Origin of the sequence: Henriciella mobilis (assembly GCF_003576315.1) — a bacterium.
Lineage (GTDB): Bacteria > Pseudomonadota > Alphaproteobacteria > Caulobacterales > Hyphomonadaceae > Henriciella > Henriciella mobilis.
In genome coordinates, this window is the sequence record NZ_QWFZ01000003.1 from 648,942 (window position 1) to 674,389 (window position 25,448).

At 64.3% G+C, this 25,448-nt stretch carries 23 protein-coding genes; 9 read left to right on the forward strand and 14 right to left on the reverse strand.

The genetic code is table 11. The annotated features are described in order from the left end of the window. Positions 1 to 86 precede the first annotated feature (86 nt). A complete protein-coding gene (locus D1227_RS03340; RefSeq protein WP_119403759.1) occupies positions 87 to 980 on the forward strand; it encodes a LysR family transcriptional regulator in 894 nt (297 codons plus the stop codon). 36 nt (positions 981 to 1,016) lie between these two features. Here the strand turns inward: D1227_RS03340 and D1227_RS03345 are convergent, their stop codons facing one another. The 4 genes from D1227_RS03345 to D1227_RS03355 form a co-directional block, all read right to left on the reverse strand. Then, the gene (locus D1227_RS03345) at positions 1,017 to 2,375 is read right to left on the reverse strand and encodes an NAD(P)-binding protein (RefSeq protein WP_158586555.1); all 1,359 of its coding nucleotides are present in this window, start codon (positions 2,373 to 2,375) and stop codon (positions 1,017 to 1,019) included. 170 nt (positions 2,376 to 2,545) lie between these two features. Next, positions 2,546 to 3,388 (reverse strand): class I SAM-dependent methyltransferase, encoded by an 843-nt coding sequence (locus D1227_RS20005; RefSeq protein ID WP_199288300.1) that lies wholly within the window; start codon positions 3,386 to 3,388, stop codon positions 2,546 to 2,548. After that, positions 3,378 to 4,208, reverse strand: coding sequence for a glycine/sarcosine N-methyltransferase (locus tag D1227_RS20010; protein ID WP_199288199.1), 831 nt, complete (start codon positions 4,206 to 4,208; stop codon positions 3,378 to 3,380). The genes D1227_RS20005 and D1227_RS20010 overlap by 11 nt, the downstream gene beginning before the upstream one ends. Before the next feature lie 406 nt (positions 4,209 to 4,614). After that, on the reverse strand, positions 4,615 to 5,793 hold the full coding sequence (locus D1227_RS03355) for a CaiB/BaiF CoA transferase family protein (protein WP_119403761.1): 1,179 nt from the start codon (positions 5,791 to 5,793) through the stop codon (positions 4,615 to 4,617). Between the two features lie 206 nt (positions 5,794 to 5,999). On the opposite strand from D1227_RS03355, the gene D1227_RS03360 reads away from it, so the two are divergent. The 7 genes from D1227_RS03360 (at position 6,000) to D1227_RS03390 (ending at position 11,862) form a co-directional block, all read left to right on the forward strand. Then, positions 6,000 to 6,662: a phosphoribosylanthranilate isomerase gene (locus D1227_RS03360; RefSeq protein ID WP_119403762.1), complete on the forward strand. Its 663-nt coding sequence runs from the start codon at positions 6,000 to 6,002 to the stop codon at positions 6,660 to 6,662. A gap of 12 nt (positions 6,663 to 6,674) precedes the next feature. After that, positions 6,675 to 7,886 (forward strand): tryptophan synthase subunit beta, encoded by a 1,212-nt coding sequence (gene trpB, locus D1227_RS03365; protein ID WP_119403763.1) that lies wholly within the window; start codon positions 6,675 to 6,677, stop codon positions 7,884 to 7,886. A gap of 2 nt (positions 7,887 to 7,888) precedes the next feature. Then, the gene (locus tag D1227_RS03370; protein WP_119403764.1) at positions 7,889 to 8,281 is read left to right on the forward strand and encodes a VOC family protein; all 393 of its coding nucleotides are present in this window, start codon (positions 7,889 to 7,891) and stop codon (positions 8,279 to 8,281) included. Positions 8,282 to 8,423: 142 nt separating this feature from the next. After that, complete coding sequence (gene cutA / locus D1227_RS03375; RefSeq protein ID WP_119403765.1) at positions 8,424 to 8,753, forward strand: divalent-cation tolerance protein CutA; 330 nt, start codon at positions 8,424 to 8,426, stop codon at positions 8,751 to 8,753. Continuing rightward, a complete protein-coding gene (trpA, locus tag D1227_RS03380) occupies positions 8,753 to 9,577 on the forward strand; it encodes a tryptophan synthase subunit alpha (protein WP_119375824.1) in 825 nt (274 codons plus the stop codon). Before cutA ends, trpA begins: the two co-directional genes overlap by 1 nt. 36 nt (positions 9,578 to 9,613) lie before the next feature. Beyond that, the gene (locus D1227_RS03385; RefSeq protein WP_119375825.1) at positions 9,614 to 10,597 is read left to right on the forward strand and encodes an acetyl-CoA carboxylase carboxyltransferase subunit beta; all 984 of its coding nucleotides are present in this window, start codon (positions 9,614 to 9,616) and stop codon (positions 10,595 to 10,597) included. Then, entirely contained in the window at positions 10,594 to 11,862 is a 1,269-nt protein-coding gene (locus D1227_RS03390) for a bifunctional folylpolyglutamate synthase/dihydrofolate synthase (RefSeq protein WP_119403766.1), read from the forward strand. Before D1227_RS03385 ends, D1227_RS03390 begins: the two co-directional genes overlap by 4 nt. Before the next feature lie 107 nt (positions 11,863 to 11,969). Here the strand turns inward: D1227_RS03390 and D1227_RS03395 are convergent, their stop codons facing one another. After that, positions 11,970 to 12,428 (reverse strand): hypothetical protein, encoded by a 459-nt coding sequence (locus D1227_RS03395; RefSeq protein WP_119403767.1) that lies wholly within the window; start codon positions 12,426 to 12,428, stop codon positions 11,970 to 11,972. Positions 12,429 to 12,585: 157 nt separating this feature from the next. Between D1227_RS03395 and D1227_RS03400 the strand changes: the two genes are divergently transcribed. Further along, a complete protein-coding gene (locus tag D1227_RS03400; RefSeq protein WP_119403768.1) occupies positions 12,586 to 13,347 on the forward strand; it encodes an SDR family oxidoreductase in 762 nt (253 codons plus the stop codon). Between the two features lie 134 nt (positions 13,348 to 13,481). On the opposite strand, the gene D1227_RS03405 is transcribed toward D1227_RS03400, so the two are convergent. The 9 genes from D1227_RS03405 to D1227_RS03445 form a co-directional block, all read right to left on the reverse strand. Continuing rightward, positions 13,482 to 13,772 (reverse strand): GIY-YIG nuclease family protein, encoded by a 291-nt coding sequence (locus D1227_RS03405; protein WP_119403769.1) that lies wholly within the window; start codon positions 13,770 to 13,772, stop codon positions 13,482 to 13,484. Positions 13,773 to 13,904: 132 nt separating this feature from the next. Then, positions 13,905 to 14,696 carry an SDR family NAD(P)-dependent oxidoreductase gene (locus tag D1227_RS03410; RefSeq protein ID WP_119404028.1) on the reverse strand — a complete coding sequence of 264 codons (792 nt, stop codon included), beginning with the start codon at positions 14,694 to 14,696 and terminating at the stop codon, positions 13,905 to 13,907. Between the two features lie 353 nt (positions 14,697 to 15,049). Then, positions 15,050 to 15,367, reverse strand: a complete 318-nt coding sequence (gene trxA, locus D1227_RS03415) for a thioredoxin (protein WP_119375831.1) — start codon at positions 15,365 to 15,367, stop codon at positions 15,050 to 15,052. 56 nt (positions 15,368 to 15,423) lie between these two features. Next, complete coding sequence (addA, locus tag D1227_RS03420; RefSeq protein WP_158586556.1) at positions 15,424 to 18,924, reverse strand: double-strand break repair helicase AddA; 3,501 nt, start codon at positions 18,922 to 18,924, stop codon at positions 15,424 to 15,426. Further along, complete coding sequence (gene addB / locus D1227_RS03425) at positions 18,917 to 21,970, reverse strand: double-strand break repair protein AddB (protein ID WP_119403771.1); 3,054 nt, start codon at positions 21,968 to 21,970, stop codon at positions 18,917 to 18,919. The genes addA and addB overlap by 8 nt, the downstream gene beginning before the upstream one ends. Then, entirely contained in the window at positions 21,967 to 22,689 is a 723-nt protein-coding gene (locus D1227_RS03430; RefSeq protein WP_233349422.1) for a nucleotidyltransferase family protein, read from the reverse strand. Before D1227_RS03430 ends, addB begins: the two co-directional genes overlap by 4 nt. Next, positions 22,689 to 23,783 (reverse strand): aminoglycoside phosphotransferase family protein, encoded by a 1,095-nt coding sequence (locus D1227_RS03435; RefSeq protein WP_119403772.1) that lies wholly within the window; start codon positions 23,781 to 23,783, stop codon positions 22,689 to 22,691. Before D1227_RS03435 ends, D1227_RS03430 begins: the two co-directional genes overlap by 1 nt. Continuing rightward, a complete protein-coding gene (gene tsaE / locus D1227_RS03440; RefSeq protein ID WP_119403773.1) occupies positions 23,773 to 24,225 on the reverse strand; it encodes a tRNA (adenosine(37)-N6)-threonylcarbamoyltransferase complex ATPase subunit type 1 TsaE in 453 nt (150 codons plus the stop codon). Before tsaE ends, D1227_RS03435 begins: the two co-directional genes overlap by 11 nt. Then, positions 24,222 to 25,331, reverse strand: a complete 1,110-nt coding sequence (locus D1227_RS03445) for a cystathionine gamma-lyase (protein WP_119403774.1) — start codon at positions 25,329 to 25,331, stop codon at positions 24,222 to 24,224. The genes tsaE and D1227_RS03445 overlap by 4 nt, the downstream gene beginning before the upstream one ends. Positions 25,332 to 25,448: the final 117 nt, after the last annotated feature.

Sequence of the window (25,448 nt, forward strand, 5' to 3'; positions counted from 1 at the left end):
TTGTCTTCGGGACCCCCAAGATATGGCTTCCAAAATCTGGATGTAGGCCGTATCAGTGGGATATAGCCTCTCAAAAAGTGGTAGAAATGGTCGACCGTCTCGACTCCATGTCCATCCTTGTCACGGCCGTCGACGCCGGCAGTTTCACGGCTGGAGCGCGTGAACTGGGAATGCCGCTGGCGACGGTCAGCCGCAGAGTGGCGGAGCTGGAGGAGAGGCTGGGCGCCCAGCTCGTCACGCGCTCCACGCGCGGCCTGGCCTTGACCGAAGCGGGCGTGACCTATGTCGCCGCCTGCCGGCGCATCCTGGAGCAGGTGGCGGAAGCCGAACGCGCCGCGGCCGGGGAGTTCAGTGCACCCAGAGGCCTCCTGACCGTGACCGCGCCGATCGTCTTCGGCAGAATTCACATGGTGCCTCTGATCACGGCGTTCCTGATGGCTTATCCCGATGTGGATGTTCGCCTGCACCAGGGCGACCGGATGGTCAGCTTCCAGGAAGAGCATGTCGACCTCGCTGTCCGGATCGGTCATCTGCCAGACAGCAGTCTCAGGGCGCGCCGGGTCGGTGCGGTAAGGGAGGTAGTCTGTGCCAGCCCGGCTTACCTCGCCGCGCAGGGGGAGCCAGCGCGTGCCGAGGATCTGGCGCATCATGATTGCATCACCTTCGAAAACCTGATGGGCGCGGATCGATGGCGGTTTGGTGACCGGCAGGTCCGGATCGGGTCGCGGCTGATTGTGAATACAGCGGATGCCGCGATTTGTGCGGCCGCGGCTGGTCTGGGGTTAACGCGCGTTCTTTCATACCAGGTCGCCGAAGCCGTTGCTGACGGACGCCTGAAAATCGTTCTGACCGGCGATGAACCCGAAGCCTGGCCGGTTCACCTACTCTATGGAGGCGGGATCCTGCCCCAGAAGCTGCGCGCATTCATCGATTTCGCCGCGCCACGCCTGAGCGCTGCACTGTCGGGCAATACCGGCTGAGGCGGAGCTGTTCCTCATCACCGCCACACGTCCTGCTCACGCTTGGGGCAACACGCTTATGTCGCCGCGGACCGATTTGATGGCCTCGGCGGACGTCGGCAGATACTGGAACCGGCCTTGCCGGCCAGCCGTTTCAATCCCGGCTCTCGCCAGCGCGTCGATCATCGAGTCACGCCGGAGCGCTGTTCCATGACTGTAGACTGGGTAGGCGAAGGCCGTGTGCCGGTGTCCCATAAGTTCCAGCTCGCCATCGAACAGGCCGAAGGCTCGGGCGGTGCTGCGGAAGTCTGCAAAAAGCGCCTCGGGCGTCTCTTCCGCCGAATCGGCGGTGACCTCGATGGACATGTACTCCCAGCCATCGGCCTTGCCATAATAGTCCGAGTGCATGGTGAGCCGCTTCCAGCGACCGGCCTTGTGGAAATTGTAGAGGATCAGCGAGTCGAAGCCGCGCTGGCCGCGAAACTGGCAGAACAGGGTATGCAGGCCTTTCGAGCGCGGGGCGTCATCGGCCTCAACGCCGGCCAGCTCGGCGGTTCTGCCAAGCGGCATCGTGCTGACAATCCGGTGGGCGCTCACCGGTTTGCCATCGATGCGAAGCGCGTGCCTGGCTTGCGCCGAGGCAGACCAGCCGAGCTGCGCACCAAGCCGGGTCTCGACCCCCATGCCGTGCAGCTGCCCGATGGCTGCGTCGTAATAGGCAGGAAAACCCGATTTGGGGCGCGCCACGCATTGCTCGCTGGCCAGGTGCTGGCGTTTGCCGAACATTTTCCGGAAAGATTGCGAGGCAAGACCGGAGAAGCTTGCGGCTCGCTCGACCGGGCGCATTCGGCTGCGAGCGAAGTCGTAATTGATCTCGTCAGCGGGAACGCCATAGAAGCGCTCGACATAGTTGAGGATGCCGCTGTCTTCCATCAGTGTCTGGCCAAGATAATACTCAAGGAAGGTCAGGGCGCTGCGGCGGGACTGGCCACGCAGGCGCATGCGAAGGAGGTCGCGGGCCATCCTTGCCTTGTGTTTGAGCGGGCGCGCCAGCAGATCGCCGCGAAGATCGATCGGGTAACGGGCGATGCGCATGTCGGGCGTCACCCGCTGCAGGGACCAGTTTACCGGAACAACAAGCTCCGACAGGCCGGGGAACATCTCGAACTGCGGATAACCGGTCCAGAAGAAGATGGCACCGATATCAAAGGAGCGGCCATCCAGATTGACAGAGATGTGATTGCCGCCTGGCGTTTCATACTCATCGACGAGCAGGACGGACCGGCCGGACCGCACGAAGTCGTAGGCCAGTGTGATGCCGGAAATACCCGCCCCGAGAACAACCACGTCATAGTCAGCCTGCTCCGGCAGGGCGGACACGTTGTTGCCGCGCGTGCTCGCGTTTAAGTCCTTCACCGCAAAGGTCCCCGGAATGTGCCAGAAGATTTCTCTTCTATTGCATTTGCAGGGTTTGTCGCGCGCAAACTCCGGAGAGGGGAATTCCAATCCAGCGTTTCACGTCAAGCGATCCTGGAATAGCGCCGGCAGGCGCTAGAATGATGTGGCCTGCCGGACGCCCGATAGGATCAGGGCTTGTCGTAGGTCAGGATGCCCCAGCTGAGCCAGCCTGACTTGCCGCCATCGACCCAGGCGCCAAGCCCTTCGATCATCCGGTCGGCATAGTCGTCGGAAACGAGGCCCTTAAGCTCTTCGCGGCGCGAGATCAGCTCTTCACGGACACGGCCATAATGAGCGGGCAGCATTTCGGCGAGCTCCTTGCGCGGGCCTGGTACAAGTCCGGCGCCGGATGCGGCCTGATCGTAGAAATCGATCGAGCCGAGGCTGGACAGGTGAATGCGGTCGAAGATCGGTTGCAACTTATCCGCCGGGGCATTGGCCGTCTGCAGGATATCGGTGAAGATCAGCCGTCCGCCGGGTTTCAGGATGCGCTCGCATTCCACAATGATACGCTCGCGGTCCGCCCCATGCAGGAAGCTGTCCTGGCTCCAGACAATGTCGAAGGCTTCATCGCGGGCCGGTACATCATCGAAGGAGCCGTGCAGCACATCGATACGGTCGCTGAGGCCGGCCGCCTCATTCTTCTCCCGGTTGATCCGGTTCTGCGTCTCGGAAATGTTGACGCAGACGACCTCCCGCGCGCCCGCTTCGCGAACGAGATAGCGGGCCGAGCCGCCATAGCCTGCGCCGAGATCGGCGATGCGGGCGGCCTTGCCTGCCGGACCCATCATCTTCGTCATGGTCTCGACTGTCCGCCGGCTTGCTGTCGCGATCGCCTCGTCCGACGATTCATAGAGACCGATATGGATGTCTTCGCCGCCCCAGATATTGAAATAGAAGCGGTCAGCGTCGTCGCTGTCATAATAGTCTTCAGCGACGGCGACGTCTTCGGCGCGTGTGTCAGTCTTCATCGCGCTTCTCCGCTATGTGAATGAAGAAGTCCGGCTCGCTCTCCTCGAAGTCCGACTGGAAGTCGCCATAGGTATGAATCTTTTCGAAACCGGCTTCCTTGAGCAGCTTCATCACGTAACGCCGACGCAGCGGGAACATGTTCAGATTGTACTGTGACCCGTCCGGGAAACTGTAACGGAAGCGGGCAAGGCCCTCATCGACATATTCCGGCTCGGCGACGACGTCCTTGCCGCAATAATAGTATTTGTGTTTCGGCTTGTTCGCAGCCTCATTGTCGAGCAGCAGGTCATAATTGCGCTGGTCGAGGATCAGGATGCCGTCATGTTTCAGCGCGGCGTAGAACTCCGCCAGAGCCTTCCGGCGGTCGAGTTCGTCGTGGATATGGGTAAAGGAATTGCCCAGGCAGATGATCGCATCGAACTTGCCCTTGATATCCTTGTTGAGCCAACGCCAGTCTGCCTGGCAGGTCTTGAGGACCTGGCCGCGCTTTCCGGCATTCTCGAACGCCTTCATCAGCATTTCGGCGCTGCCGTCGACGCTGGTGACATCGAAGCCTTCTTCCATCAGCCGGCAGGAGTGAAAGCCTGTTCCGGTCGCGACATCCAGAACGGTGTGCTTGTCGCGTGCGCGCAGGATGTCGACGAAGAACTGGCCCTCGCCTTCCGCGCGGGAATCCCAGTCGATCAGGGAGTCCCACTTGTCGACAAAACCTTCGATGTATTCTTCCTGATAGTGATCTGTCTCGCGGACAGCCAGCGGGTCGTCACCGTATTTCTGTTCGGTGTTCACCGCCGTTTCGGTGCTGGACGCAGATGCCATGATCGCTCCTTCTCGCAGTTCAGGTTTTCGCAGTGAGGTGGGCGACCCGAATGGGCGCGCCGGCCAAGGACCTCACAATCAAATCCAGTGTGGCGGCTCACGCGGCTTGCGGCCGCTGGCCACACGTTTCACGTCTCAGAAATAGGTCGAAAGGTCAAAATAGTTTTGAGCGCCAAGGCTTCGGGAAATGCTTCGTTTTTCACGCTTAACGCGTGTGCCGAAGCTCCCAAGTTTCTGGCGGGAAAATAAAGCATATTAAAAACAACGTATAAAAAGAGATCGCGCTTTTCGCGGTAAGTTGCAGATATAAACTGTGAAACAACCAAGAATTTTTTGCGTCAAAGTATTTTGCGCGGTTTTTGGGCAGGATTGGGCGCAAAACGGCATGAATTGGCGGGCGCGATAACTAATCTTCGAGCGACTCCCGCGCGAGTCCCAATTCGGCGAGAACGTCTTCGGTGTGTTGTCCGAGGCGCGGCGCTGGGGGGATTTCGCGCTTTGGCAGCCCCGAGAATTTGAGCGGCGGCTGCACTTCCCAATAGCCGCCCTCGCTCGGATGCTCCCGGCGCTGGAAGAAATCGATCGCCTTTAGGTGAGGGTCGTCCTGAACTTTGGAGATATCAGTCGCATTTGCCGCAGGAATGTCCGCATCGGCCAGTTTGCGCAGGATCTCTTCCGACGTGTAGTTCACGAAATGGGCCTGCACGCGTGACATCATGTAGGCCTGATTGTAGTAGCGGCCCTTATAGTCGGAGATCCGATCATCCTCGAGTTCTTCTGGAGCCTCGATGACATCGAAAAGTTTTACCCATCGGCTATCGATGTAGGGCGCGATGGCGACCCAGCCATCCTTGGTCCGGACAGGCTGGCGGGCCGGGTCAACCTGGCGCTGGTAGCAGTGCGGCCCGACGGGCGGATCGAAGGTCGCCTCGTAGAAATGTTCCTCGAACAGGAAGCTCGTCACGCATTCCAGCATTGGAACCTCGACGTGGACCGCCTCTCCGGTCCGGTCGCGATGCCTCAGAGCCGCCAGTGCCCCGTGGACGGCGTGCAGGCCGGAGACCTTGTCGGCAAAGGCGGTCGGCAGGAAACGCGGCGCCTCATTGCCGTCGACACGCGGTAGCAGGCTTGTCGCGCCCGATAATGCCTGGATCAGGTCATCATAGGCTGGGCGGCCCGCATAGGGCCCGTCCGTGCCAAAGCCGAGACAGTGGACGTAGACGATATCGGGCTTGATGGTCTTGACCTCCTCAAAGGTCAGGCCGAGACGGGCCACGGCATCGGGCCGGATATTGTGGATGAAGACGTCACTGGTCTCGAGCAGCTTGCGCACAGCGCGCATGCCGGCCTCCGATTTCATGTCCCAGACAACAGAACGCTTGCCGCGATTCACGGTCAGATGGCAGGGGCCCATGTCCCGATTGTTGGCCGGTTTTCCAACCTGGCGGAAGGCGTCGCCCGTTTCCGGCTCAAGCTTGATCACGTCGGCCCCAAGGTCGGCAAGTGTCTGCGTCGTGTAGGGTCCGAACAGCACGGTTGTCATGTCGGCTACACGAATTCCGGACAGGGGGCTAACGGCAGGCATGTGAAACTCCGTTGTCTGTACCCGGCCATTTTGCCAGCGCGGCGCGGTTCGTAAATGCCTTGCGTTTCAGTGACGCGGCGTCAACACGCCTGTGCCTCCTGTGCCTCCTGTGCCTCCTGTGCCTCCTGCGCCTGAAACTGTGCCCGCAAGCGCTTTACGGCCCCATTTGCTTGACTCTCCAGTGTGCCCGCGCCAACCAGCGCGCCATGGCAAAGGTGAAGATTTGTGGCGTGCGGGATGAAGCGATGGTCCACGTGGCGGCTGAGGCCGGCGCGGATTGGATTGGTTTCAACCTTGTGCCGAAAAGCCCACGCTTCATTGCCCCGCATGGCGAGCCCGTACCTGAGCGCCTGACTGACCTCCTGAAGGTGTCTGCAGAGGCGCAGCTGCGATCGGTCGTACTCGTCGTCGATCCCGACATCGCTGTCCTGAAATCGCTGACCGATACGGTGCGGCCAGACGCTATTCAGCTGCACGGGCAGGAAACGCCGGAATTCGTCGCAAAGCTCAGGGCCGCCATGCCGAAAGACACAGAAATCTGGAAAGCCGTTGGCGTTGAGAACAGGGCCGACCTCGAAGCTGTCGCACGCTTTGTATCCGCCGACAGGCTTCTTATCGATGCGAAGCCCCCAGAGGGCGCTGATCGGACCGGTGGGCATGGCCAGGCTTTCGACTGGTCTATCCTGCAGGGCTGGGCCGCGCCGAAGCCCTGGATGCTGGCTGGCGGGCTAACACCCGAGAATGTCGCGGCCGCCATCGCTGCAACAGGTGCAGATGCGGTCGATGTGTCCTCTGGTGTCGAAAGCGAGAGGGGCGTAAAGGACGAGGTCTTGATCCGCAGCTTCATCGCTGCTGCGAAGGCCGCCTGACGGGAGCGTCAAATGAACAAGCTTAACACATGGGCACAGTGGCCTGACGAGAAAGGCCGCTTCGGCGAGTTTGGCGGACGCTATGTCGCTGAAACGCTGATGCCGCTTATCCTCGAGCTGGAAGAAGAATACCGCGCCGCCAAGAAGGATCCGGCCTTCGCCGCCCAGATGGACGATTTCTGGGAGCATTATGTCGGCCGCCCGTCGCCGCTCTATCATGCCGAGCGGATGAGCGAGCATTTCGGCGGACCGAAGATCTACTTCAAGCGCGACGAGCTCAATCATACCGGCTCGCACAAGATCAATAACTGTCTCGGCCAGGTGCTGCTCGCCCTGCGCATGGGCAAGACGCGGATCATCGCCGAGACCGGCGCCGGACAGCACGGCGTTGCAACGGCGACGGCCTGTGCCCGTTTCGGCCTGCCCTGTACCGTTTTCATGGGCGCGACCGATGTCGTTCGCCAGAAGCCGAACGTCTTCCGGATGAAGCTGCTTGGTGCCGAGATCGTTCCGGTCTCTTCCGGTACCGGCACGCTGAAGGATGCCATGAACGAGGCGCTGCGCGACTGGGTCACCAACGTCCACGACACCTTCTATGTCATCGGCACCGCCGCTGGCCCGCACCCCTATCCGGAGATGGTGCGCGACTTCCAGTCCGTGATCGGCAAGGAGGCGCGCCGCCAGATGCTCGAACGCGAAGGCCGCCTGCCGGACGCCGTCATGGCCTGTATCGGCGGCGGGTCCAATGCGATCGGCCTGTTTCATCCCTTCATCGAGGATGAGGGTGTGCGCCTGATCGGCGTCGAGGCGGCCGGCCATGGCATCGAGACCGGCGAGCATGCCGCCGCCCTGAATGGTGGCCAGCCCGGCATCCTGCATGGCAACAAGACCTACCTCCTGCAGACCGATGACGGCCAGATCATCGATGCGCACTCGATTTCCGCCGGGCTCGACTATCCCGGTATTGGTCCGGAACACGCCTTCCTGCGCGACACCGGCCGGGCGGAATACCTGACCTGCACCGACAAGGAAGCGCTTGATGCCTTCCAGCTTTGCACGCGTCTTGAGGGTATCATTCCGGCGCTTGAGCCCGCCCACGCCATCGCCCGCCTGGGCGAGGTTTGCGACAGCCTCGGCAAGGATGGGCTGCTGATCATGAATCTCTGCGGGCGCGGCGACAAGGACATCTTCTCGGTGGCCGAGCATCTGGGCATGGATATCTGATCTTGATCTCGCACGTCACGCTGGGGACGAAGAACAAGGCAGGAGCGCGAGCGTTTTATACGCCTGTCATGGCAGCGCTCGGCTATCCGCCGCGCGACCCGGCGAAGTCAAAGCAATTCGTCATGTGGACCGGGCGCGATGGCGGACGGCCCTTTTTTGTACTGGCGGAACCGTTTGACGGACAGGAAGCATCCTCTGGTAACGGACAGATGATCGCGCTGCTGGCACCGAGCCGGGCTGCTGTCGATGCTGCGCATGCTGCGGCGCTGGCAGGCGGGGCAGGGAATGAGGGCAGTCCTGGTTTTCGTCCCCAGTACCATGAGAACTATTATGGAGCTTACTTCCGGGACCCTGACGGCAACAAGGTGTGCGTCGTCTGCCACGATCCAGAATGAATGGGCAGCTTAAGGACATGAAGGTGATGGAATCGCAGATGTTCGCCCGAGATTGCGCCTAAACCGGGTTTCTGCATGCCCGGCGGTGTGCAATATCGGTGATCAGATTAGGATAACCGCTAGAAAACCGGCTGATTTCAACATGACCGAAGCCCTCCTCATCCGTATTACCTGCCCGTCGAAGGACGTGGCCCAGAAGATCGCCGATGCCTCCGTTGAGCAACGGCTCGCCGCCTGTGCCAATATCGAAGGGCCCGTGACCTCGACCTATCTCTGGAAAGGCGTTGTCGAACAGGCCTTCGAGCATGTTCTCTGGCTGAAATCGGTTGCGCCGTGCTGGAACGCGCTGGAAACCCTCGTCAATAATATCCACCCCTATGATGTCCCGGCTATGGTCGCGATGCCGGTCAGCCAAATGCCGGCACCCTTCGCCACCTGGCTCGACGAGAATACGAAGGCGCCCGCACAGTAATGCCCACACAGAGAATTACCGACCGGTTCGACCGCGTGCGCGCCGAGAAGCGGGCCGCACTCGTCACCTATGTCATGGCGGGCGACCCGGATCTCGAAACGAGCTATCAGACGCTGTGCGCTCTGCGCGACAATGGCGCCGATATCATTGAGCTGGGCGCGCCCTTTACCGACCCCATGGCTGACGGTCCGGCGATTCAGCTGGCCGGACAGCGCAGCCTGAAGGCCGGAACGAAGCTGGCCGATGTCCTCGCCCTCGCAAAGCGGTTTCGCGCCGAGGACAAGGAAACGCCGCTCATCCTGATGGGATATGCCAATCCGGTCTTTCATATGGGCTATGCCGCGTTTGCCGAATCAGCCGCCGATGCCGGGATTGACGGGACGATCCTTGTCGACCTGCCGCCCGAGGAAGATCATGAGCTGCGCGAAGCCTATGAAAAATATGGTATTTCCGTCATTCGTCTGGCCACGCCAACCACGACGGAAAAGCGCATCGCCAAGGTGGCCGAAGGCGCGTCCGGTTTTCTCTATTATGTCGCTGTTGCTGGCGTAACTGGTGCAGGTTCAGCCGATCCGGAAGACATTCGTGAAGGCGTCGAGCGGGCCCAGAAAGTCTCCGGTCTTCCCGTCTGCGTCGGGTTCGGCGTGCGCACAGGTGAACAGGCGGCCGCCATGGCCGGTATCGCTGATGGGGTTGTGGTTGGCACCGCTTTCGTGGATCATGTGCGCTTGGCTCTTGAGTCAGGAGACACTGGCAGTATAGCCGGGCGGATTGGGGGGCTGGCCAAAGAGTTGTCGACCGCGCTCAAAGGCGTATCGTCGTAACTATAACGTATTGGACCATTCAGGGAGTCCAGCGAAATGAATTGGCTTACGAATTTCCGCACGCCGGGATTGAAGACATTCTTGTCCTCGAAGAAAGACACCCCGGACAATCTCTGGGTGAAGTGCCCGAAAAGCGGGGAACTCGTCTATCGCTCCGACCTTGAGGAGAGCTGGTATGTGACGCCGGCTGGCGCGCATCTACGGATTTCGCCGCGCCGCCGCTTCCGCCTCCTGTTCGATCAGGAGCGCTGGGAGCCGTTGCAACTTCCGCCTGTTGCGCAGGACCCGCTGAAGTTCAAGGACGACAAGCCCTATCCCTCCCGCCTGAAAGCCGCGAAGGCGAAGATTGCCGGGCGCGAAAAGGAAGAAAGCCCGGAAGGCAGCCCGCCGGTTGCGCAGGATGACTGCATGGCCGCCGCCTTCGGCCGGGTAAATGGCAAGCCGACCGTGATCCTGGTGCAGGACTTTGCCTTCATGGGCGGTTCGCTCGGTATGGCGGCAGGCGAAGCATTCATTGCCGCGGCCCAGCTGGCCGTCGCCCGCAAGGCGGCGTTTGTTGTCTGCACCGCTTCCGGCGGCGCCCGGATGCAGGAGGGCACGCTATCCCTGATGCAGATGCCGCGGACCACGCTCGCCATTTCCGAGGTCCGCGATGCCGGCCTTCCCTATATCGTTATTCTCACCGATCCGACCTCCGGCGGTGTTTCGGCCTCCTATGCGATGCTGGGCGATGTCCATATCGCCGAGCCTGACGCAATGATCGCCTTTTCCGGCCCCCGCGTGATTGAGCAGACGATCCGCGAGAAGCTGCCGGAAGGCTTCCAGCGCTCGGAATTCCTCCGCGAAAAAGGCCAGGTCGACATCGTCTGCGACCGGCGCGAGATGAAGGATGTTCTGGGCCGTATCCTCCGGCACTTGTTGCCCAAGCGCGCTTCCGAAAGCACGGCCATCGGACCGGTGAACGCACCCTCCGCAGACGTGCCAGCGCCGCAGAAAGACAAGAAGGCCGGCAAGGGTTGATTGACGCGCAGCTGGGCGTCGAAGCGGCGCTTAAACGGTTTGAGCGATATAATCCGTCCGACCGGATCTTGGCGCTTGACCGGCTGCTCGTCGTGCTGGAGACGCTGGGCAATCCGCATCTCGACCTTCCCCCGACAATCCACGTCGCCGGGACGAACGGGAAAGGCTCCACTGTCGCCTTTATCCGCGCCATGGCCGAGGCAGCGGGGCTCACCGTCCACACGGCCACATCGCCTCACCTCGTCCGCTTCAATGAGCGCATCCGGCTTGCTGGTACCCTGATTTCAAACGATTATCTCGTCGACTGCCTCGAGCGCGTCGAGGCTGCCCTGCTCGGTTACCGGCCGATCACCCATTTCGAGGCGGCGCAGGCGGCGAGTTTCCTCGCCTTTTCCGAGACACCGGCCGACCTTCTGGTCCTTGAAGTTGGCCTGGGCGGGCGCTTCGATGCCTCGAATGTCATTACACAGGCAGCCTGTTCGGTCTTCTGCCCGATCGACCTCGATCACCAGCAATTCCTCGGCAACACGATCACCAAGATCGCGACCGACAAGGCCGGTATCCTGAAGCCCGGCTGCCCCGCCGTGTCCGCGATCCAGGGCAGCGAGGCAGAGGCCGCGCTGAAGGCCGAGGCGGCGAAGCTCGGCACCGTGATCGACTTTGTCACCGCCGCCGAAATCGCCGCCATCGAGCCGCCGCTGGGCCTTGCCGGAGAGCACCAGTTCGCCAATGCAGCGCTGGCGGCGAAAGCACTGAAAACGTCGGGACTTCAAGGCATTACAGACGACGCGATCCGCGCCGGCGCCGCCTCGGCCCACTGGCCCGCCCGGATGCAGCGCCTCTCGCCGGGCCCGGTCACGGCGCTTGCCGATGACATGCCGGTCTGGCTCGACGGGGGACACAACCCGCATGCCGGGCGCGCCCTGGCCGGGGTGCTCGACACGCTCGACCGGGAGGAGCCGGCCAAGCGGACGATGCTGGTCTCGGCGATGCTCGCCAACAAGGATGCAGCGGGCTTTTTCGCGGCGCTGAAGCGCCCCGGCCTGCGCGTCTTCACCTGCCCGATTACCAATAATGACAACAGTTTCAGCCCTGAGGCGCTGGCCAGTGCGGCGCGGGATGCGGGGGCCGAGGCCGAAGCCCACCAGGGCTTCGAAGCGGCCATGAAAGCGGCGGTCCGGGCCGGGGCGGAGCGTATCCTGATCTGCGGCTCGCTCTATCTGGCGGGAAAAGTCCTCGCCCTGAATGAAGAGCTGCCAGCCTGAACGTCCCCGGAAATTCCCCCGGGGCGGCACGGTACTAAAACAGTCTGATTCCAGTACAATTCCGGTACATTTTCAGTCTGATTCCGGTCTGGTCCCAGAAATGAGCCTCACTCCGCCGGCGCGTACAGCCACACGGCCGCTTCGGCCGCCCATTCCTGGCACAGCCTCGGGGCGTCCTTGAAATATTGCTGGCGGGAGACCTGGTACTCCATGCTCTGTCTCATCTGCTGCATGCGCGCCTCGGAGAGCGGCAGGTCCTTGGCTTTCATGAAGTCGCCAAGCGCGCATTGCGGAAAGGCTTCGGGCCAGTCGCGAACATAGATGCCGCGCATTGTGCCACGGCCATAATAGACTTCGCCGCGCTGGGCGGGCGTGAGGTCGTCGCGCTCCAGCATCGCCGTGAAGGCGGTCTCGGCGCCGGACTCAGGCTTCGAATTGTAGGCCGCATTCCAGAGCGTCTTGAATTCGGCATCTGATAGTGTGGTTGGCTCTGGCGCAGGCGCGACAGTTTCGGTGGCGCAGGCGGCTAGGCCCAGCAGGGCCAGTGGAACGACAAGCGATTTCATTTTCCCCTCCCGGTCGTGATTCACCAAGATTGCCAGGTTTCGCCCGGTGGGCAAGCCGCGAAAGCGAATAAGGGATTCCCCGAAGCGCGCTGCGCGCTCGCCGGTGCTAGGCTTCGCCCGATAAACGAGCCGAATGGCCCATGCGGAGGAGAGGAAAATGACCGTCAACACAATCGCCCCAGATACGCTCAAACTCCTGATCACGGGGGGCGCGCGCGGCATTGGCGGGGCGACCGCCCGCCTGCTCGCCGAGGCCGGGGCGCATGTGATGATCGCCGACGTGCTCGACAAGGAGGGCAAGGCGCTCGCTGCCGCGCTGGGCGACAAGGCCGTCTACCATCACCTCGATGTCACGCGCGAGGCGGACTGGCGGTCTGCGGTGAAGGCCGCGACCAAGGCGTTTGGCGGGCTCAATGCCCTGTTCAACAATGCCGGGATCGCCGATTTCGCGAGCGTCGAGGCCTGCTCGCCGGAGGCGTTCCGCAAGCTGATCGACATCAACCTGACCGGCGTCTTCCTTGGCCTGCATGTCTGCGCCCCGGCGCTGCGCGAGGCGGGCGGCGGGGTGATCGTCAACACCTCCTCGACGGCGGGCCTGCAGGGCTATGGCGGGCTTGCCGCCTATGTCGCCAGCAAGTGGGGCGTGCGCGGGCTGACCAAGGCGGCGGCGCTCGATCTTGCCGATGGCGGCATCCGGGTGGTCTCGGTCCATCCCGGCCCGATCGCGACCCCGATGACCGAAGGCATGGGCAATGAGGTGGTCGCCGCCCAGCCCCTGCCGCGCTTTGGAGAAGCCAGGGAGGTCGCCCGCATGGTGCGCTTCCTGATGACCGAGGCGACCTTCTCGACCGGCAGCGAATTCGTCATCGACGGCGGCGCGGTAACCGGCCAGGTCCTGCCGCTGCATGAGGAAGGGTAGGGGCGCAGAAACACATCTCCGCAGACCCCTGTGAAAACAGGGGTCCAAGGTGTGAACGCTTGTTCTTGGGGGGCCGTGTGCACTTTGGGTACCTGCTTTCGCAGGTACCGGCGGAGAGGTAGTGGCCACGCGGCTCAGTGGTTTAGCTTCATGTAGAGATCCAGCCACTCCGGATTGCTCGCCTCGATCAGTTCAATCTTCCAGACGCGCTTCCATTTCTTGATCTGGTATTCGCGCGTCTTGGCGGCATCGCGGGTCGCATGAGGTTCGTACCAGACAAGCCGCGTCACGCCATATTTGCGCGTAAAGATGGAGCCTAGGCCGTTCTTGTGCGCCCACACGCGTCCGGAGATGTCGTCGGTATGGCCGGTGTAGAGCGTGCCATTCTTCTGGCTCGCGAGCATGTAGGTGTAGAATGGTTTCACGGCCTCCCTCTCCGCAGACCCCTGTGAAAACAGGGGTCCATGGAAATAGTGGCAAGGCAAGCACTCACATCGAAATCCGCACCATGGATACCTGCGTTCGCAGGTATCTGCGGATACGTGTGTCTTCAGCTTCTAAGCGTTCTTGATCGTCAGGCCGCCATCGACGGGGATGAATACGCCGTTCAGGAAGCTCGCGGCCGGCAGGACCACGGACAGCGTCATGTTCGCCACTTCTTCCGGGATGCCGTAGCGGCGCAGCGGGACGCGGCGCTTGGCGTAGATGGTCTTGTGTTCTTCCGGGATGCCGGCGGTGATGCCGGTGCGGATCGGGCCGGGGCAGATGCAGTTGACGGTGATGTCGGTGTCCTCGTCGCGGCCAAGGTCGCAGGCGAGCCCGCGGGTAAGCCCGATCACACCATGCTTGGCGGCGACATAAGGCGAATTGCCGGGCGTTGCGCCGAGGCCTTCGGTCGAGGCGACGTTCACGATGCGCCCGAACTTCGCCTTGCGCATATAGGGCAGGGCGGCGCGGATGGCGCGCTGGTGGCTGGTCAGCATGACATTGATGCTGGGGCCCCAGCTGTCCTCATAGCTCTCCTCGGCGACATCGGCGGGGATAGCGAAACCGGCATTGTTGACGAGGATTTCCAGCCCGCCGAAATGCTCGGCGGCTTCCTTGACGACGCGCTTGATGGCCTCGGCGTCGCCAACATCCATGGCCCAGCCCTTCACATGGTCGATCCCGGCGGCCTTGATCTCGTCGACCACCTTGTCGACGGCGTCCTGCCTGAGATCGGTGACGGCGACATTCGCGCCCTCATGCGCGAACAGGTGGGCGGTGGCCCGGCCCATGCCGGAGGCCGCGCCGGTGATGAGGGCGGTCTTGCCTTTGATCGAGCGGGATAGCGGCTGATAGGGCTCCATGGGACGGTCTCCTCCAATTTTTTCTTCACCCGTGAAGTAAATGCGCAGGCGCGCGGCGTCCATGGGGAATTTGTGGGGAGGGTGCTCTCCAGGCCGTCATCCCGGACAAGCCTTCAGGCTTGGTCCGGGACCCAGATCAAGCAGACACTATAGACGAGCTGGGTCCCGGACAGCGCCTTCGGCACATCCGGGATGACGATGTGAGAGGGGTGGACTTCCTGAAGGGGCCGGTGGGAGATGGGCACCACGGTCAAGCCGTGGTGAAGCGTTTCAGGAGGCTTGAACAAAGAAAAAGCCCGCCGCGGCGGACCGGGCGGGCTTTTGGATTTCGTTGCCTGGTCAGAGCGCGCGGCTTAGGCGCTTTCCTTGATCCATTCGGCGATGCGTTGCTTCGACATCGCGCCGAGATGCGTGGCGGCGACCTTGCCGTCCTTGAACATCATCAGCGTCGGCAGGCCGCGCACGCCGAACTTGGACGCAGCGACCGGGTTCTCGTCGACATTGATCTTGGCGACTTTCACCTTGCCGGCCAGTTCCTCGGCGACGGCTTCCAGGTGCGGCGACATCTGCTTACAGGGTCCGCACCATTCGGCCCAGAAGTCCACCACGACGGGCAGGTCGCCCTCGATGGCGGTGTCGAAATTGTCATCGGTAATGTGTTCGGCGGCCATTCATGCCTCCTTTGGCTCGAAACTTACAGTCTATAGATAGTGACTGCCAAGATTCTTCAAATGCCACCAGCTAAACGGTTGCGTGAGTTCTGCAAAAGGCTGGGCGGAAGCTCGAACAGTTTCGGCCCGTCCGTATAGAGCAGGGCGGGGCGCACCGTGCGGCCGGGGAAGGCTTTTTCCAGCACCATCTGATAGGCTGCCATCTGTAGCAGGTATGACGGTTCCACGGCTTCGGCACTGGCGGGCGCGGGCCGGTCTGTCTTGTAGTCGACGAGCAGGATGTCGGTGCCGGTGATGACCAGCCGGTCGACGCGGCCATTGATGATGAGTTTTTCGCCGCCGCTTGTCAGTTCGCCCACGACGGAGGCCTCGGCCCGCCCGCCCGGCGCGAAAACCGCGGCGAAACCGGGCTCGTTCAGCGTTGCCATGGTGACGGCGAGGATTTCGGCGCGGATGTCGGGGGCAAGATCGGTGTGGCGGTCCAGCCAGGCGCGGGCCTCGGCCTCGCGGCCGGCCTCGGGCCGTTCGGGCAGGTATTGCAGCAGGGCGTGGATCAGCTGGCCGCGCTTCAGGGCCGCCGCGCGCGCTTTGCCGAAGGGCTGGGTGACGGGTGCGGTATCGGTCAGCAGGCGCGACGGGGCGGTGACACGCGGGGCAGTGTCGATGCGGGTGACGGCCTGCCTTGCCCAGGCCGGCGCGTCTGGCGGCCGGCTGCCGGCGCCCCTGCCCTTGCCGAGCGGCGCGGCGATCTCGCCATAGGTCAGCCCCTCGCCGACATCCTCGGCGCCGGTCAGCGACAGCATCGCGTTGCGGCAGAGATCGTACCAGCTGTCTTTGGCGTAGCCGGATGCCTTGCGGTTGCCGGCAAAGGCCCCGCCAATGATCAGCCGGTCCTCGGCGCGGGTCAGGGCCACATAGAGCAGCCGCCGGCTTTCGCGCGCCTGCGCGGCGGTGCGGGCTTCACGCGCGCGGGCGATGACGGGCGGATCGTCGGCCTTGCGCGGGCTGTAGACGGGGACATTGTCATCGACGAGGAAGAGGCTCGCCGTGTCGGCTTTCTCCCCGGATGTTGTGTCCGGCAGGATGACGATCGGCGCCTGCAGGCCCTTGGCGCCGTGGACCGTCATCACGCGGATCTGGCCGTGGGCCTCGGCAAGGTCGCGCTTCAACTCGCTGGCATCGCCCTCGATCTCGGCAAGGAAGGTCTGAAGGCTGGCGGCCTCGCCCATGGCATGGCCGAGCGCGCGGTCGAGCAGCGCATTTACCGGGTCGCGCGCCGGCTCGCCAAGGCGCTGTATCAGCCGATCCCAGCCCGACAGGCCGTCATCATGCCGGGTGACGAGGGCGCGGATGATCAGGTCGAAGGCCGGCAGGTGGCGGTTTGCGAGCAGGTCCTCGCAGAAGGCTTTCGCATCGGCAAAGCGCGGATCGGGGCTGGTGCGAAGCCGGTCCCAGAGGCGCTCTCCCTTGCCCCGGCCATGCGCGAGGGCGAAGAGCTCATGATCGTCATCGACCAGCCCGCAGAACGGCCCGCGCAGGATTTCCGCCAGCGTCAGGTCATCGCCCGGCATCAGCACGAAGCGGATAAGGTTCAGGCAGTCCTGTACGCCGATATGGTCGAGCAGGACGAGCCGGTCCGCCCCAGCGACGGGCAGGCGTTCGGCTTTCAGCGCCTTGATCAGCGCTTCGAAGAGGGTGCCGCGCTTGCGCACGAGGATGAGCATGTCACCCGCCTTGGCGGGCTGGCGTTTCCCGCCGCGCCAGACAGGTTCGCCCGTATCGATCATGCGGCGGATTTCACGCGCCACTCGCGTGGCGAGCTTGTTCTTCGGCGAGCTTTCAGACAGGTGATCGATCGGTGCGTCCCAGGGGTCGCTGTCATCATCCTCCGCATGCGGCTCGATCGGCCAGAGGTCGATCCGTCCGGCCTCGCTGGCGCGGTTGGCGACATGGGCGAGATCGTCGGCCTCTTCGGGGGGATGCTCCGAGAACGGATCACCCGCAAAACGGGAACTGTTGAAGACCGTGTCAACGAAGGAGAGGACTTCCGGGGTCGAGCGGAAGGACATGGTCATGTCGGGCAGGTTTGCCTGGCCGTGCAGGGTTTCCTCGGCCTCGGCAAAGCGGCGTTTCTCGTCGAGAAAACGATCCGGATCGGCGCCCTGGAAGGAGTAGATGGACTGTTTCTTGTCGCCCACGGTGAATTGCGTACGCGGATCGACGGCGCGCTCGACACCGGCCCCGGCGCGGAACTCGGCGACCAGCGCATTGATGATTTCCCACTGGGCGGGACTGGTGTCCTGTGCCTCGTCGAGCAGGATATGGGTCAGCCCGCCATCGAGCTTGTAAAGCACCCATTCGGCCAGCCCGCCGGCGGTCAGCAGGGCGCGGGTCTGCTGGATGAGGTCGTCGAAATCGAGGGCGGCGCGCTGCGCTTTGCCAGACCGGAAGGCCGACAGCACCGGCAGGCCGACATCGACAAGCGCGGCGGTGCGTTCATAGGCCTGGCGGGCGATCATGTCCCCCAGAAGGCCCCGGAAGCGAGCGACTTCGCGGCCCTCGCCATCCTTCATCTGGAAGGCGTCAGCAAGGCCCGGCACCTCCTTTGCGGCGCCTGCCGTATACGGATTACTGGCGCGCATGGCCCCGGTGCTGGTCAGAAAGATGGACTGGTAAGCCGCCCAGCGCTTGTCCGGCGGCGCGTCTGACAGGATCACGATGAGTGTTTCAAGCAGGCGCGCATCGCTCGCCCCCGGCTTGGACAGGTCGCCGAGGCCCTGGGCAATCCCGGCCAGCATCTCGCGCGGCAAGCCGGTCCCGACGGCCCTGTCCATGATCTCCTCGACCGTTTCGTCCGGTGCTTCGACCGTGTTCTTTATCGCCGCCTTGAGTGCGTCCGGATCGGCGCCGGTCAGCACGCCGCGCGCGCCGCGCAGGCTGGAGAGCGGGGCAGCTGCGCCAAACCCGCCGCCGGCCTCGGACAGCGTCGCCAGCGTCTGAAGCCGATCTTCGGCGGCGCCGAGAATCTCGCCGGCGAGGCTCTCATCCCACAGATGGTCGGCGTCGCGGTCTTCCATCTCCGCAAAGCCCGGTGAGACATCGGCCTCCAGCGGGAAGCGACGCAGGATGCGTGAGCAGAAGGCGTGGATGGTCTCGATGCGCAGGCCGCCCGGCGTCTCCAGGGCGCGGGCAAAGAGGGCACGCGCGGCCTGCAAATCTTCCGCCGAGTAGCTCTCCTGCGCGCGCTGCTCGAGCCGGGCCAGCTCTCCGGCGAGGCGTGCATCCTCCATGACCGACCAGCTGCCGAGCCGGTCGAACAGGCGGCTCAGCATCTCATTGGCCGCTGCCTTGGTGTAGGTGATGCAGAGAATGGTGTCCGGGTCTGCGCCCCTGCGGCCATCCTCGCGGCGCAGCAGCAGGCGGGCGACCCGGTCGATCAGCACCTTGGTCTTGCCGGAGCCGGCATGTGCCTCGACCCAGGCCGACCGGTCCGGCTGGGCCGCAAGCGCCTGCGCGTGGATGGCCTTGACGAAAGCGGTATTGGCCTTGTCAGTCATCGCCATCCTCCGCCGCCCATTCGTCGCGCCGGGCGAGCCGGGCATAGTCGGAGCCATACTTCGCCCATTTCGGGCGCGGCATGCTGACATAGGGATGGTCCGGATTCGCGAACCGGCTGATCAGCTTCAGGAAGCCCTCGCGCGTCTCCTCGATAATCTCTTCCAGCGGCTTCTCATGGTGCGCGCTGCCCGCCTTGTCGCCGATATGGCGGACATCGAATTTCGTTCCGAACCGGACATAAGTCAGCTCACGGACGGGGGCTGCGGCGATGCCCTTGTCCGTAAATCCGCCTTCCGCGGCGATGATGGCCTGCAGGGGCATTTGCGGGTTGAGGCCGGTGCGCACTTCGCCTTCGCCGGGCGGGGCGCCGGACTTGAAATCGAGGATAGCGAGCGCGCCATCCTGATGCTTCTCGATCCGGTCCGCCGTGGCCGAAAGCCTGAAATGCCCGGCGCCAAGCGGGACGTTGAGGGTGCCTTTGACCTCCGTATACGGATCACCAGCGATAAGGTGCAGCCGCGCCTTGCGCCAGGCGAGATAGTCCTCCGCGGTCTTGCGCCGTGAAGCAACCGCGCCGAGAATGACCTCCTCGGCTTCGCCTGCCGCCCGCAATTCCGCCTCAAGCATGGCGATGAGATTGTCGGCGGACTTCTCGACGTCTTTTTCCTCGAACTTTTCCAGCGCGGCGTGGATGGCAGTGCCGCGCGGGCGCGCATCGACCGGCATGTCGAGGGCGTCGAGTTTCGTCAGCCCAAGGACGTACTGGCAGTAGATGGCATAGGGGTCGCGTTGCAGCGTCTCGATCCGCGTGACGGACAGACCGGACGGGCGCGCCTCAAGCGATGGTTTCGGGCGCGGCTCGGCGCTGAAGCCTTCCAGTGCGGGCGGATGGCGCAGCCCTTCCAGCCAGTCGCGCGGGTCGCGGCCGGCTTCCGGCCCAAGCACGGCTTTCGCTCCATCCTCACCGAGGGCGCCGCGCGCGAGCGTGGTCAGCCGCCACAGCCAGCGTGAGCTGATTGCCGGGGCATCTTCGCGCCGCCGGGCCGACAGAAGCGTGACATTCGGCGCGGCGGCGAGCTGGGCGAAGTCATGCGCTGAAAGGCCGATCCGCTCATCGGGATCCGACAGGCCGATCTCGGCGCGGAAGGCGCGCGGCAGGAAGGCGTCGGCGGGCGGCTGGGCCGGCCAGACCCCTTCATTGAGGCCGGCGAGGATCAGTCGGTCGGCGGTCTGCAGCCGCGCCTCGAGCGGGCCCCAGATATTCAGGCGGGGATGATCCCGCGCCTCCTCGCGCACCAGGACGGTGGAGCAATAGGTCTTGAAGAGTTCGGACCAGATCTCCGGCCCGGCCGCCTCCATGCTGGCCGTGACATCGGCAAAGTCGCGCATGGCCGTGGACAGCTGCGCACCATCGGCGCCCGCCCAAGGCAGGGGTGTCGCGCCAAGGCTGCCCATCAGTTCGCTGACCGCTTCGAGGAAGGCAAGGCCCTCAAGCGGCGCATCGTCTGCGGGAAATCCGGCCGCATCGATCTGGGCCTGCAGGGCCTCGACCAGTTTCAGCGCGGCTGCGCCATGATGTGGCTGGAGGCCGGAGCGGCGCGCATTCTCCTCGTCGGCGGCGGTGCGCTCGATGTGGGCTTCCAGCGTTTCCCAGTCCGTCCAGCGGCGCGGGCCGCGCAGGAAGAAGCGCTCGAAGCCTGCCACATCATGGTCGAAGGCGACCTGGTCATGCTTCAGCACGGCCAGCATGGCGACCGGATCGGTCGGGTCGCAGGCCCATTCCATGACAAGCGCGGCGAGACTGCCGGCGGGCGTCTGCAGCAGCGGTACACCACCGGATGGGGCGACATTGACGTTCCACTGCTTGAGCAGCGCCGAGACGCGCCGGGCAAGGCCTGCGTCGGGTGTCACAAGGGCTGCGGTTTCGCGTTCGGTTTCCAGCGTTTCGCGCAGGAGGAGGGCGGCGCACCAGGCTTCGTCGCTTTCATCATCGGCCTCGATCAGCGTCATGCCGGCAAAGCCGTCGCGGGCGAAGGCGGCGCGGTCCTGCGTGCCGGAGAGGATGTCCAGCCGGTCGAGCCAGCCGGAGGTGTCATCCGCCGGAGCGAGCGCTTCGTGGACGAGGGCGCGGCGGGCGTCGGCCTTGGCGTCGGTGCGAATGCCCGGCCAGATGGCGACCTCGTGCGGGGCAAGGCCGAGCGTGCGGAGCGTGCGCGCGATGGTGAATTGCGGATGGTTCGGGGCGCGCGCGATCCGGCCCCAGGCCTCCGGGCTGACATTCCGGTCGAGGCCCGGCAGCACGATCAGCGCGCGCGGCAGGGTCATGGCGGCCTTCATCAGGACCCGGCCGGACGGGTCTGCGCCGGTCGAGCCGGCGATGATGATGTCGCCTTTTGGCGGGTTGGCCTGCCAGCTTTCGGCGGTGGCCTCGGCCGCGGCCAGGCGGCGGGCATAGGGGTCCATCTGGACGTTGCGCTCGAGGTCTTCGGGCCAGTGCGTTGCGATGATCTCGAGGAAATCGATCGATTGCTGCCAGTGAATGGCAAGCTGGCGGTCAGCGACCAGCGTGTCGAGCTTGCCCCAGTCGACCCCGCCAGAGAGGGCGGCCTGGTCGAGCAGGCGGGCGAGTTCCCGGGCGGCGGCGAGGGCCGAGGCGGGCGGAATGGATGTGCCGCGCTTTTCGTAGAAGGCGCGTACCAGTACGGCGAGGCGGCCCAGCCGGGCGGCGGGCGAGACGGCCGGTGGCAGGTCCGCCAGCGCCGATTCTGGACCGGGCGGCGGCTCGTCACTTTCAAGATCGCCGAGCGGGCGGATATCCGGCATTAGGATCGGCTTGTGGCCAGCCGCCTCGAACAGGGCGAGCGCGAGGGCGCGGGCCGACCGGCGGTTTGGCACATAGATCAGGTCGTCGGCAAGCGCATCGGCTTTCTCGCTAAGGCCCTTTTCGGCGGCCAGCGCCGTCGCTAAAGCCTTGAGGAAGTTCGCCCCCGGCGGGATGGTCCAGACGCGGGGCGCGCCGTCAGCAAAGAGGCCGGGAGCCGTCATGCGCCGTGACACCACATCCACATTTTCGCATCCTTCAGCGCCTGTGGATCACCGACATGCAGCCAGAAACGGTCGAGCGGGACGCCATGCATCCGGCCCTTCGGCAAAAGCGCGCTCCAGATACGGAACGCGGAGAACGGTTCAGGGGTGTACGCGGCGTACAGGGCTGGATTGACGATGCGCAGCCCGGCATAGGCCCAGGGCGCTTCGGGGGCCTCACCGCGATGGCGGATCGAGCCGTCATCACTGAGGAAGAAGTCCCCCGCGCCAGCAAAGCCGAGACACCGGCCCCGGTCGGCGAGCAGCAGGATCTCGTCCATGCGTGCCGGGTCGTAGGCGGCGGCGAGCTGGGTGAGCGGGGCGGCATCATTCGGCGCCCAGAACGCATCGGTATTGACCACGAAGACCGGGTCCGTGCCCAGAAGCGGCGCCGCCTTGGCGAGTGCGCCGCCGGTTTCCAGCACCTCTTCACGTTCGTCGGAAAAGACGACCTCGACCCCGCCATAACCCTTCGCATGCGCTTCGACCTGGTCGGCGCACCAGTGCGTGTTGACCACCAGCCGCTTCACGCCGGCCTCGATCAGCGGGCCGACCTGCCAGTCCATCAGCCGCTTGCCGGCGACCTCGATCAGTGGCTTGGCGGTGTTGTCGGTCAGCGGCCGCATGCGCGTGCCAAGGCCGGCGGCGAGGATCATGGCGGTGTGGGGGATCGCGGTCATCACGCCTCCTCGAAAACAAACGGCGCCACGTCGCGCACGAAATCGGCCATGCCTGCAGCCGAGGGGTGCTGGAGGTTGCGGGCGAGCAGGCGTTTCTGGCGGGGCAGGAAGTCGTGATAGCGCTGCTTGCCGTCGCGGGCGATGAGACGGGCGAATATCCCCGCGATGCGAAGCGCGTTCAGCGTGCCGATAACGGCCAGCCGCTCGCGGAAATCCGCTTCGGCCTTGCCCGACTTCTCCAGATAGGTGCGGATGGCCGCGTCGCGGGCGGCAGGCGTCACCTCGCGGCGGGCATCCTGCACCAGCATCGCCATGTCCCAGGCATCCCAGCCGATGACCGCGTCCTGGAAGTCCAGAAGGCCGATCCGGGCGCGGCCTTCGCGCTCGGGCAACCAGATCAGGTTTTCGGCATGATAGTCGCGCAGGGTCAGCTCACGCGGGAAGTCGCGGGCCATGTCGATCAGCGCGTCGCGTTCGCTTTCCCACCGCGTGCGCGCAGCATCCGACATCTTCATGCGCGGATCGAGCAAGGGCAGCCAGTCGGCGAAGAGATCAGCGTTGACGCGCAGGGCAAGGTCATCGAAGGCGAGCAGCGGCCAGTCGCAGCCGAGCCCTTTCAGGATGACCGGCCGCTCCAGCGCATGCAGATCGGCCAGCGCTTCGGCGGCGGCGGTGTAGAGCGTCACCTCATCCTCGCCCTGTTCGATGAGGCGGGCGAATTCCTTCAGCGTGCCGAAATCCTCGATCAGGGCGAGGCCAAGCTCCGGGTCGCCAGCATAGATTTCCGGGGCGCTGAAGCCATGCTCGTGCAGCCAGCCGCCAATCGCCGCGAAGGCCTCGACGCGGGAGGCGGCGAGGCGGGACTGCTTGTTCCACCCGCCGGCCAGCCGCTCGGCATCGGTCATGGCGGGCGTGCAGGGGTCATCCTCGACGGGCGGCGCGTCCATAAGGAGCGCGGTCTCGCCGCCACGTGTCAGCCGGGCATAGCGGCGCGTGGAGGCGTCCTGGCCGAGCCAGTCGATGGCCGCATCGCCCCAGCCCTCACGGGCCAGGAACGCTTCGACCTGCAGCAGCCTGTTTGCGTCAAATCCCATGGAGGCGAGCCTGCCAGTCTTCGCCGAAAGCTTCCAGCCTCGCTGTGCGCCCATCCACGGTTTGTTCGAGGGTGAGGTCGAGGCGCCATTGCGGCAGGTGGCTGCCCGCCTTGTCCGGCCACTCGATGAGGGCGAGGCCGTCCATCGTTTCGTCCCAGCCAAGCTCCATGACTTCGTCCGGGTCATCGAGCCGGTAAAGGTCGAAGTGGAAGACGGTGAGGCCCGGCGTGTCATAGGTCTGCACGAGCGTATAGGTCGGGCTCGGCACGTCGGTCTCGCTGCCATTGAGGGCCGAGATCAGCGCGCGGGCAAATGTCGTCTTGCCGGCACCAAGCCCGCCGCGAAGCGCGATCACATCGCCCGGCTTCAGGTGCGGGGCGAGGCGCCGCGCGAGACGGCCGGTCGCGGCCTCATCCGGCAGGAAGACTTCCAGGTGGCTCATGCCAGCGTATCCAGCGTGTCCGAGATCGCCGCCACCAGCGCCCCGGTCGGCTCGCAGCCCACCGACAGGCGGACATAGCCTTCGGCCACATCATCGCCCCAGCGCGCGCGGCGCTCCCCGCTGGTCTGGATGCCGCCGAAGCTGGTGGCCGCGAAGATGGCCGGGCAGTCATCGATGAAGCGCTCGGCGGTCGCGGCATCGGCAAAGGTGATGCCGATCACGAAGCCGGGGCGGGCCATTTGCCGGGAGGCGGTTTTGTAGGACCGGTCGTCGGCAAGGCCGGGAAAGCGCACGGCCTCAACGGCCTTGTGGGTGTAGAAGAGGTTGGCCAGCGCCTCGGCATTGGTGCACATCCGCTCCAGCCTGAGGTCCAGCGTCATCAGGCCGCGATAGGCGAGATAGGCCTCGGCCGGGCCGGGCGTTGCGCCGGACAGCTTGCGCCAGGTGCGGACCCGCTCGATGAGCGCCGCGTCGCGGCTCGCGACATGACCGAAGAGGACATCGGAGTGCCCGGACAGCGCCTTCGTATCGGATGAAACTGTCAGGTCCGCGCCGAGGTCGAGCACGGGCTGTAGGAGGGCGGTGGCGGTGGTGTTGTCGACGCAGACGAGGCCGCCAGCGGCATGGACGCGCTTGGCGATGGCGGCGATGTCGCAGACATCGAGGCCAGGATTGGACGGGGTTTCCAGCCAGACAAGATCAAAGCCGGTGACGTCCTGGGCGTCCATCTGCGCGGTGGGGATTTCGGTCACATCGATGTCGTGCTGGCGCAGGAATTCGTCCATCAGAACGCGCACAGTGTAATAACCATCCGATGGCAGGAGCAGCTTCGCTTTCGGTTTCAGGCACGCCATGATCGCGCCGGTCACCGCCGCCATGCCGGACGGGAAGCAGATCGTCGGCGCGTCTTCCAGCACGCCGATGGCGCTTTCGACGGCAGCCCAGGTCGGATTGTCGAACCGGCCATAGGGGAAGGCGTGGTCCGGCTCTCCCGGCAGGGCGTATTTCGCGGCATTCACAATGGGCGGGGCAAGGCTCTCGCCCTTCTGCAGTTTTGCGGCGCGCGCATGCAGCATGGCCATCATCCGCTGGGCGGTATCCGTCATCGCTGCACCTCAAAGCTGGGTCGTTCAATCATGCGTCCGGCATAGCGCGGCGCCGGACACCGGACAAAGAAAAATGCCGGCCGGGACAGGTCTGAATTGCAGATGATCAGTTTCTAG

What these genes read in the sequence shown, in the direction of transcription:
- D1227_RS03400 (WP_119403768.1), top strand. Translation starts at nt 12,586, where the DNA reads ATGACCGTCAACACAATCGCCCCAGATACGCTCAAACTCCTGATCACG.
- cutA (WP_119403765.1), top strand. Translation starts at nt 8,424, where the DNA reads ATGACCGAAGCCCTCCTCATCCGTATTACCTGCCCGTCGAAGGACGTG.
- trpB (WP_119403763.1), top strand. Translation starts at nt 6,675, where the DNA reads ATGAACAAGCTTAACACATGGGCACAGTGGCCTGACGAGAAAGGCCGC.
- trpA (WP_119375824.1), top strand. Translation starts at nt 8,753, where the DNA reads ATGCCCACACAGAGAATTACCGACCGGTTCGACCGCGTGCGCGCCGAG.
- D1227_RS03395 (WP_119403767.1), bottom strand. Translation starts at nt 12,428, where the DNA reads ATGAAATCGCTTGTCGTTCCACTGGCCCTGCTGGGCCTAGCCGCCTGC.
- addA (WP_158586556.1), bottom strand. Translation starts at nt 18,924, where the DNA reads ATGACTGACAAGGCCAATACCGCTTTCGTCAAGGCCATCCACGCGCAG.
- D1227_RS03360 (WP_119403762.1), top strand. Translation starts at nt 6,000, where the DNA reads ATGGCAAAGGTGAAGATTTGTGGCGTGCGGGATGAAGCGATGGTCCAC.
- trxA (WP_119375831.1), bottom strand. Translation starts at nt 15,367, where the DNA reads ATGGCCGCCGAACACATTACCGATGACAATTTCGACACCGCCATCGAG.
- D1227_RS03435 (WP_119403772.1), bottom strand. Translation starts at nt 23,783, where the DNA reads ATGGGATTTGACGCAAACAGGCTGCTGCAGGTCGAAGCGTTCCTGGCC.
- tsaE (WP_119403773.1), bottom strand. Translation starts at nt 24,225, where the DNA reads ATGAGCCACCTGGAAGTCTTCCTGCCGGATGAGGCCGCGACCGGCCGT.
- D1227_RS20010 (WP_199288199.1), bottom strand. Translation starts at nt 4,208, where the DNA reads ATGGCATCTGCGTCCAGCACCGAAACGGCGGTGAACACCGAACAGAAA.
- D1227_RS03355 (WP_119403761.1), bottom strand. Translation starts at nt 5,793, where the DNA reads ATGCCTGCCGTTAGCCCCCTGTCCGGAATTCGTGTAGCCGACATGACA.
- D1227_RS03385 (WP_119375825.1), top strand. Translation starts at nt 9,614, where the DNA reads ATGAATTGGCTTACGAATTTCCGCACGCCGGGATTGAAGACATTCTTG.
- D1227_RS03340 (WP_119403759.1), top strand. Translation starts at nt 87, where the DNA reads ATGGTCGACCGTCTCGACTCCATGTCCATCCTTGTCACGGCCGTCGAC.
- D1227_RS20005 (WP_199288300.1), bottom strand. Translation starts at nt 3,388, where the DNA reads ATGAAGACTGACACACGCGCCGAAGACGTCGCCGTCGCTGAAGACTAT.
- D1227_RS03445 (WP_119403774.1), bottom strand. Translation starts at nt 25,331, where the DNA reads ATGACGGATACCGCCCAGCGGATGATGGCCATGCTGCATGCGCGCGCC.
- D1227_RS03430 (WP_233349422.1), bottom strand. Translation starts at nt 22,689, where the DNA reads ATGACCGCGATCCCCCACACCGCCATGATCCTCGCCGCCGGCCTTGGC.
- D1227_RS03410 (WP_119404028.1), bottom strand. Translation starts at nt 14,696, where the DNA reads ATGGAGCCCTATCAGCCGCTATCCCGCTCGATCAAAGGCAAGACCGCC.
- addB (WP_119403771.1), bottom strand. Translation starts at nt 21,970, where the DNA reads ATGACGGCTCCCGGCCTCTTTGCTGACGGCGCGCCCCGCGTCTGGACC.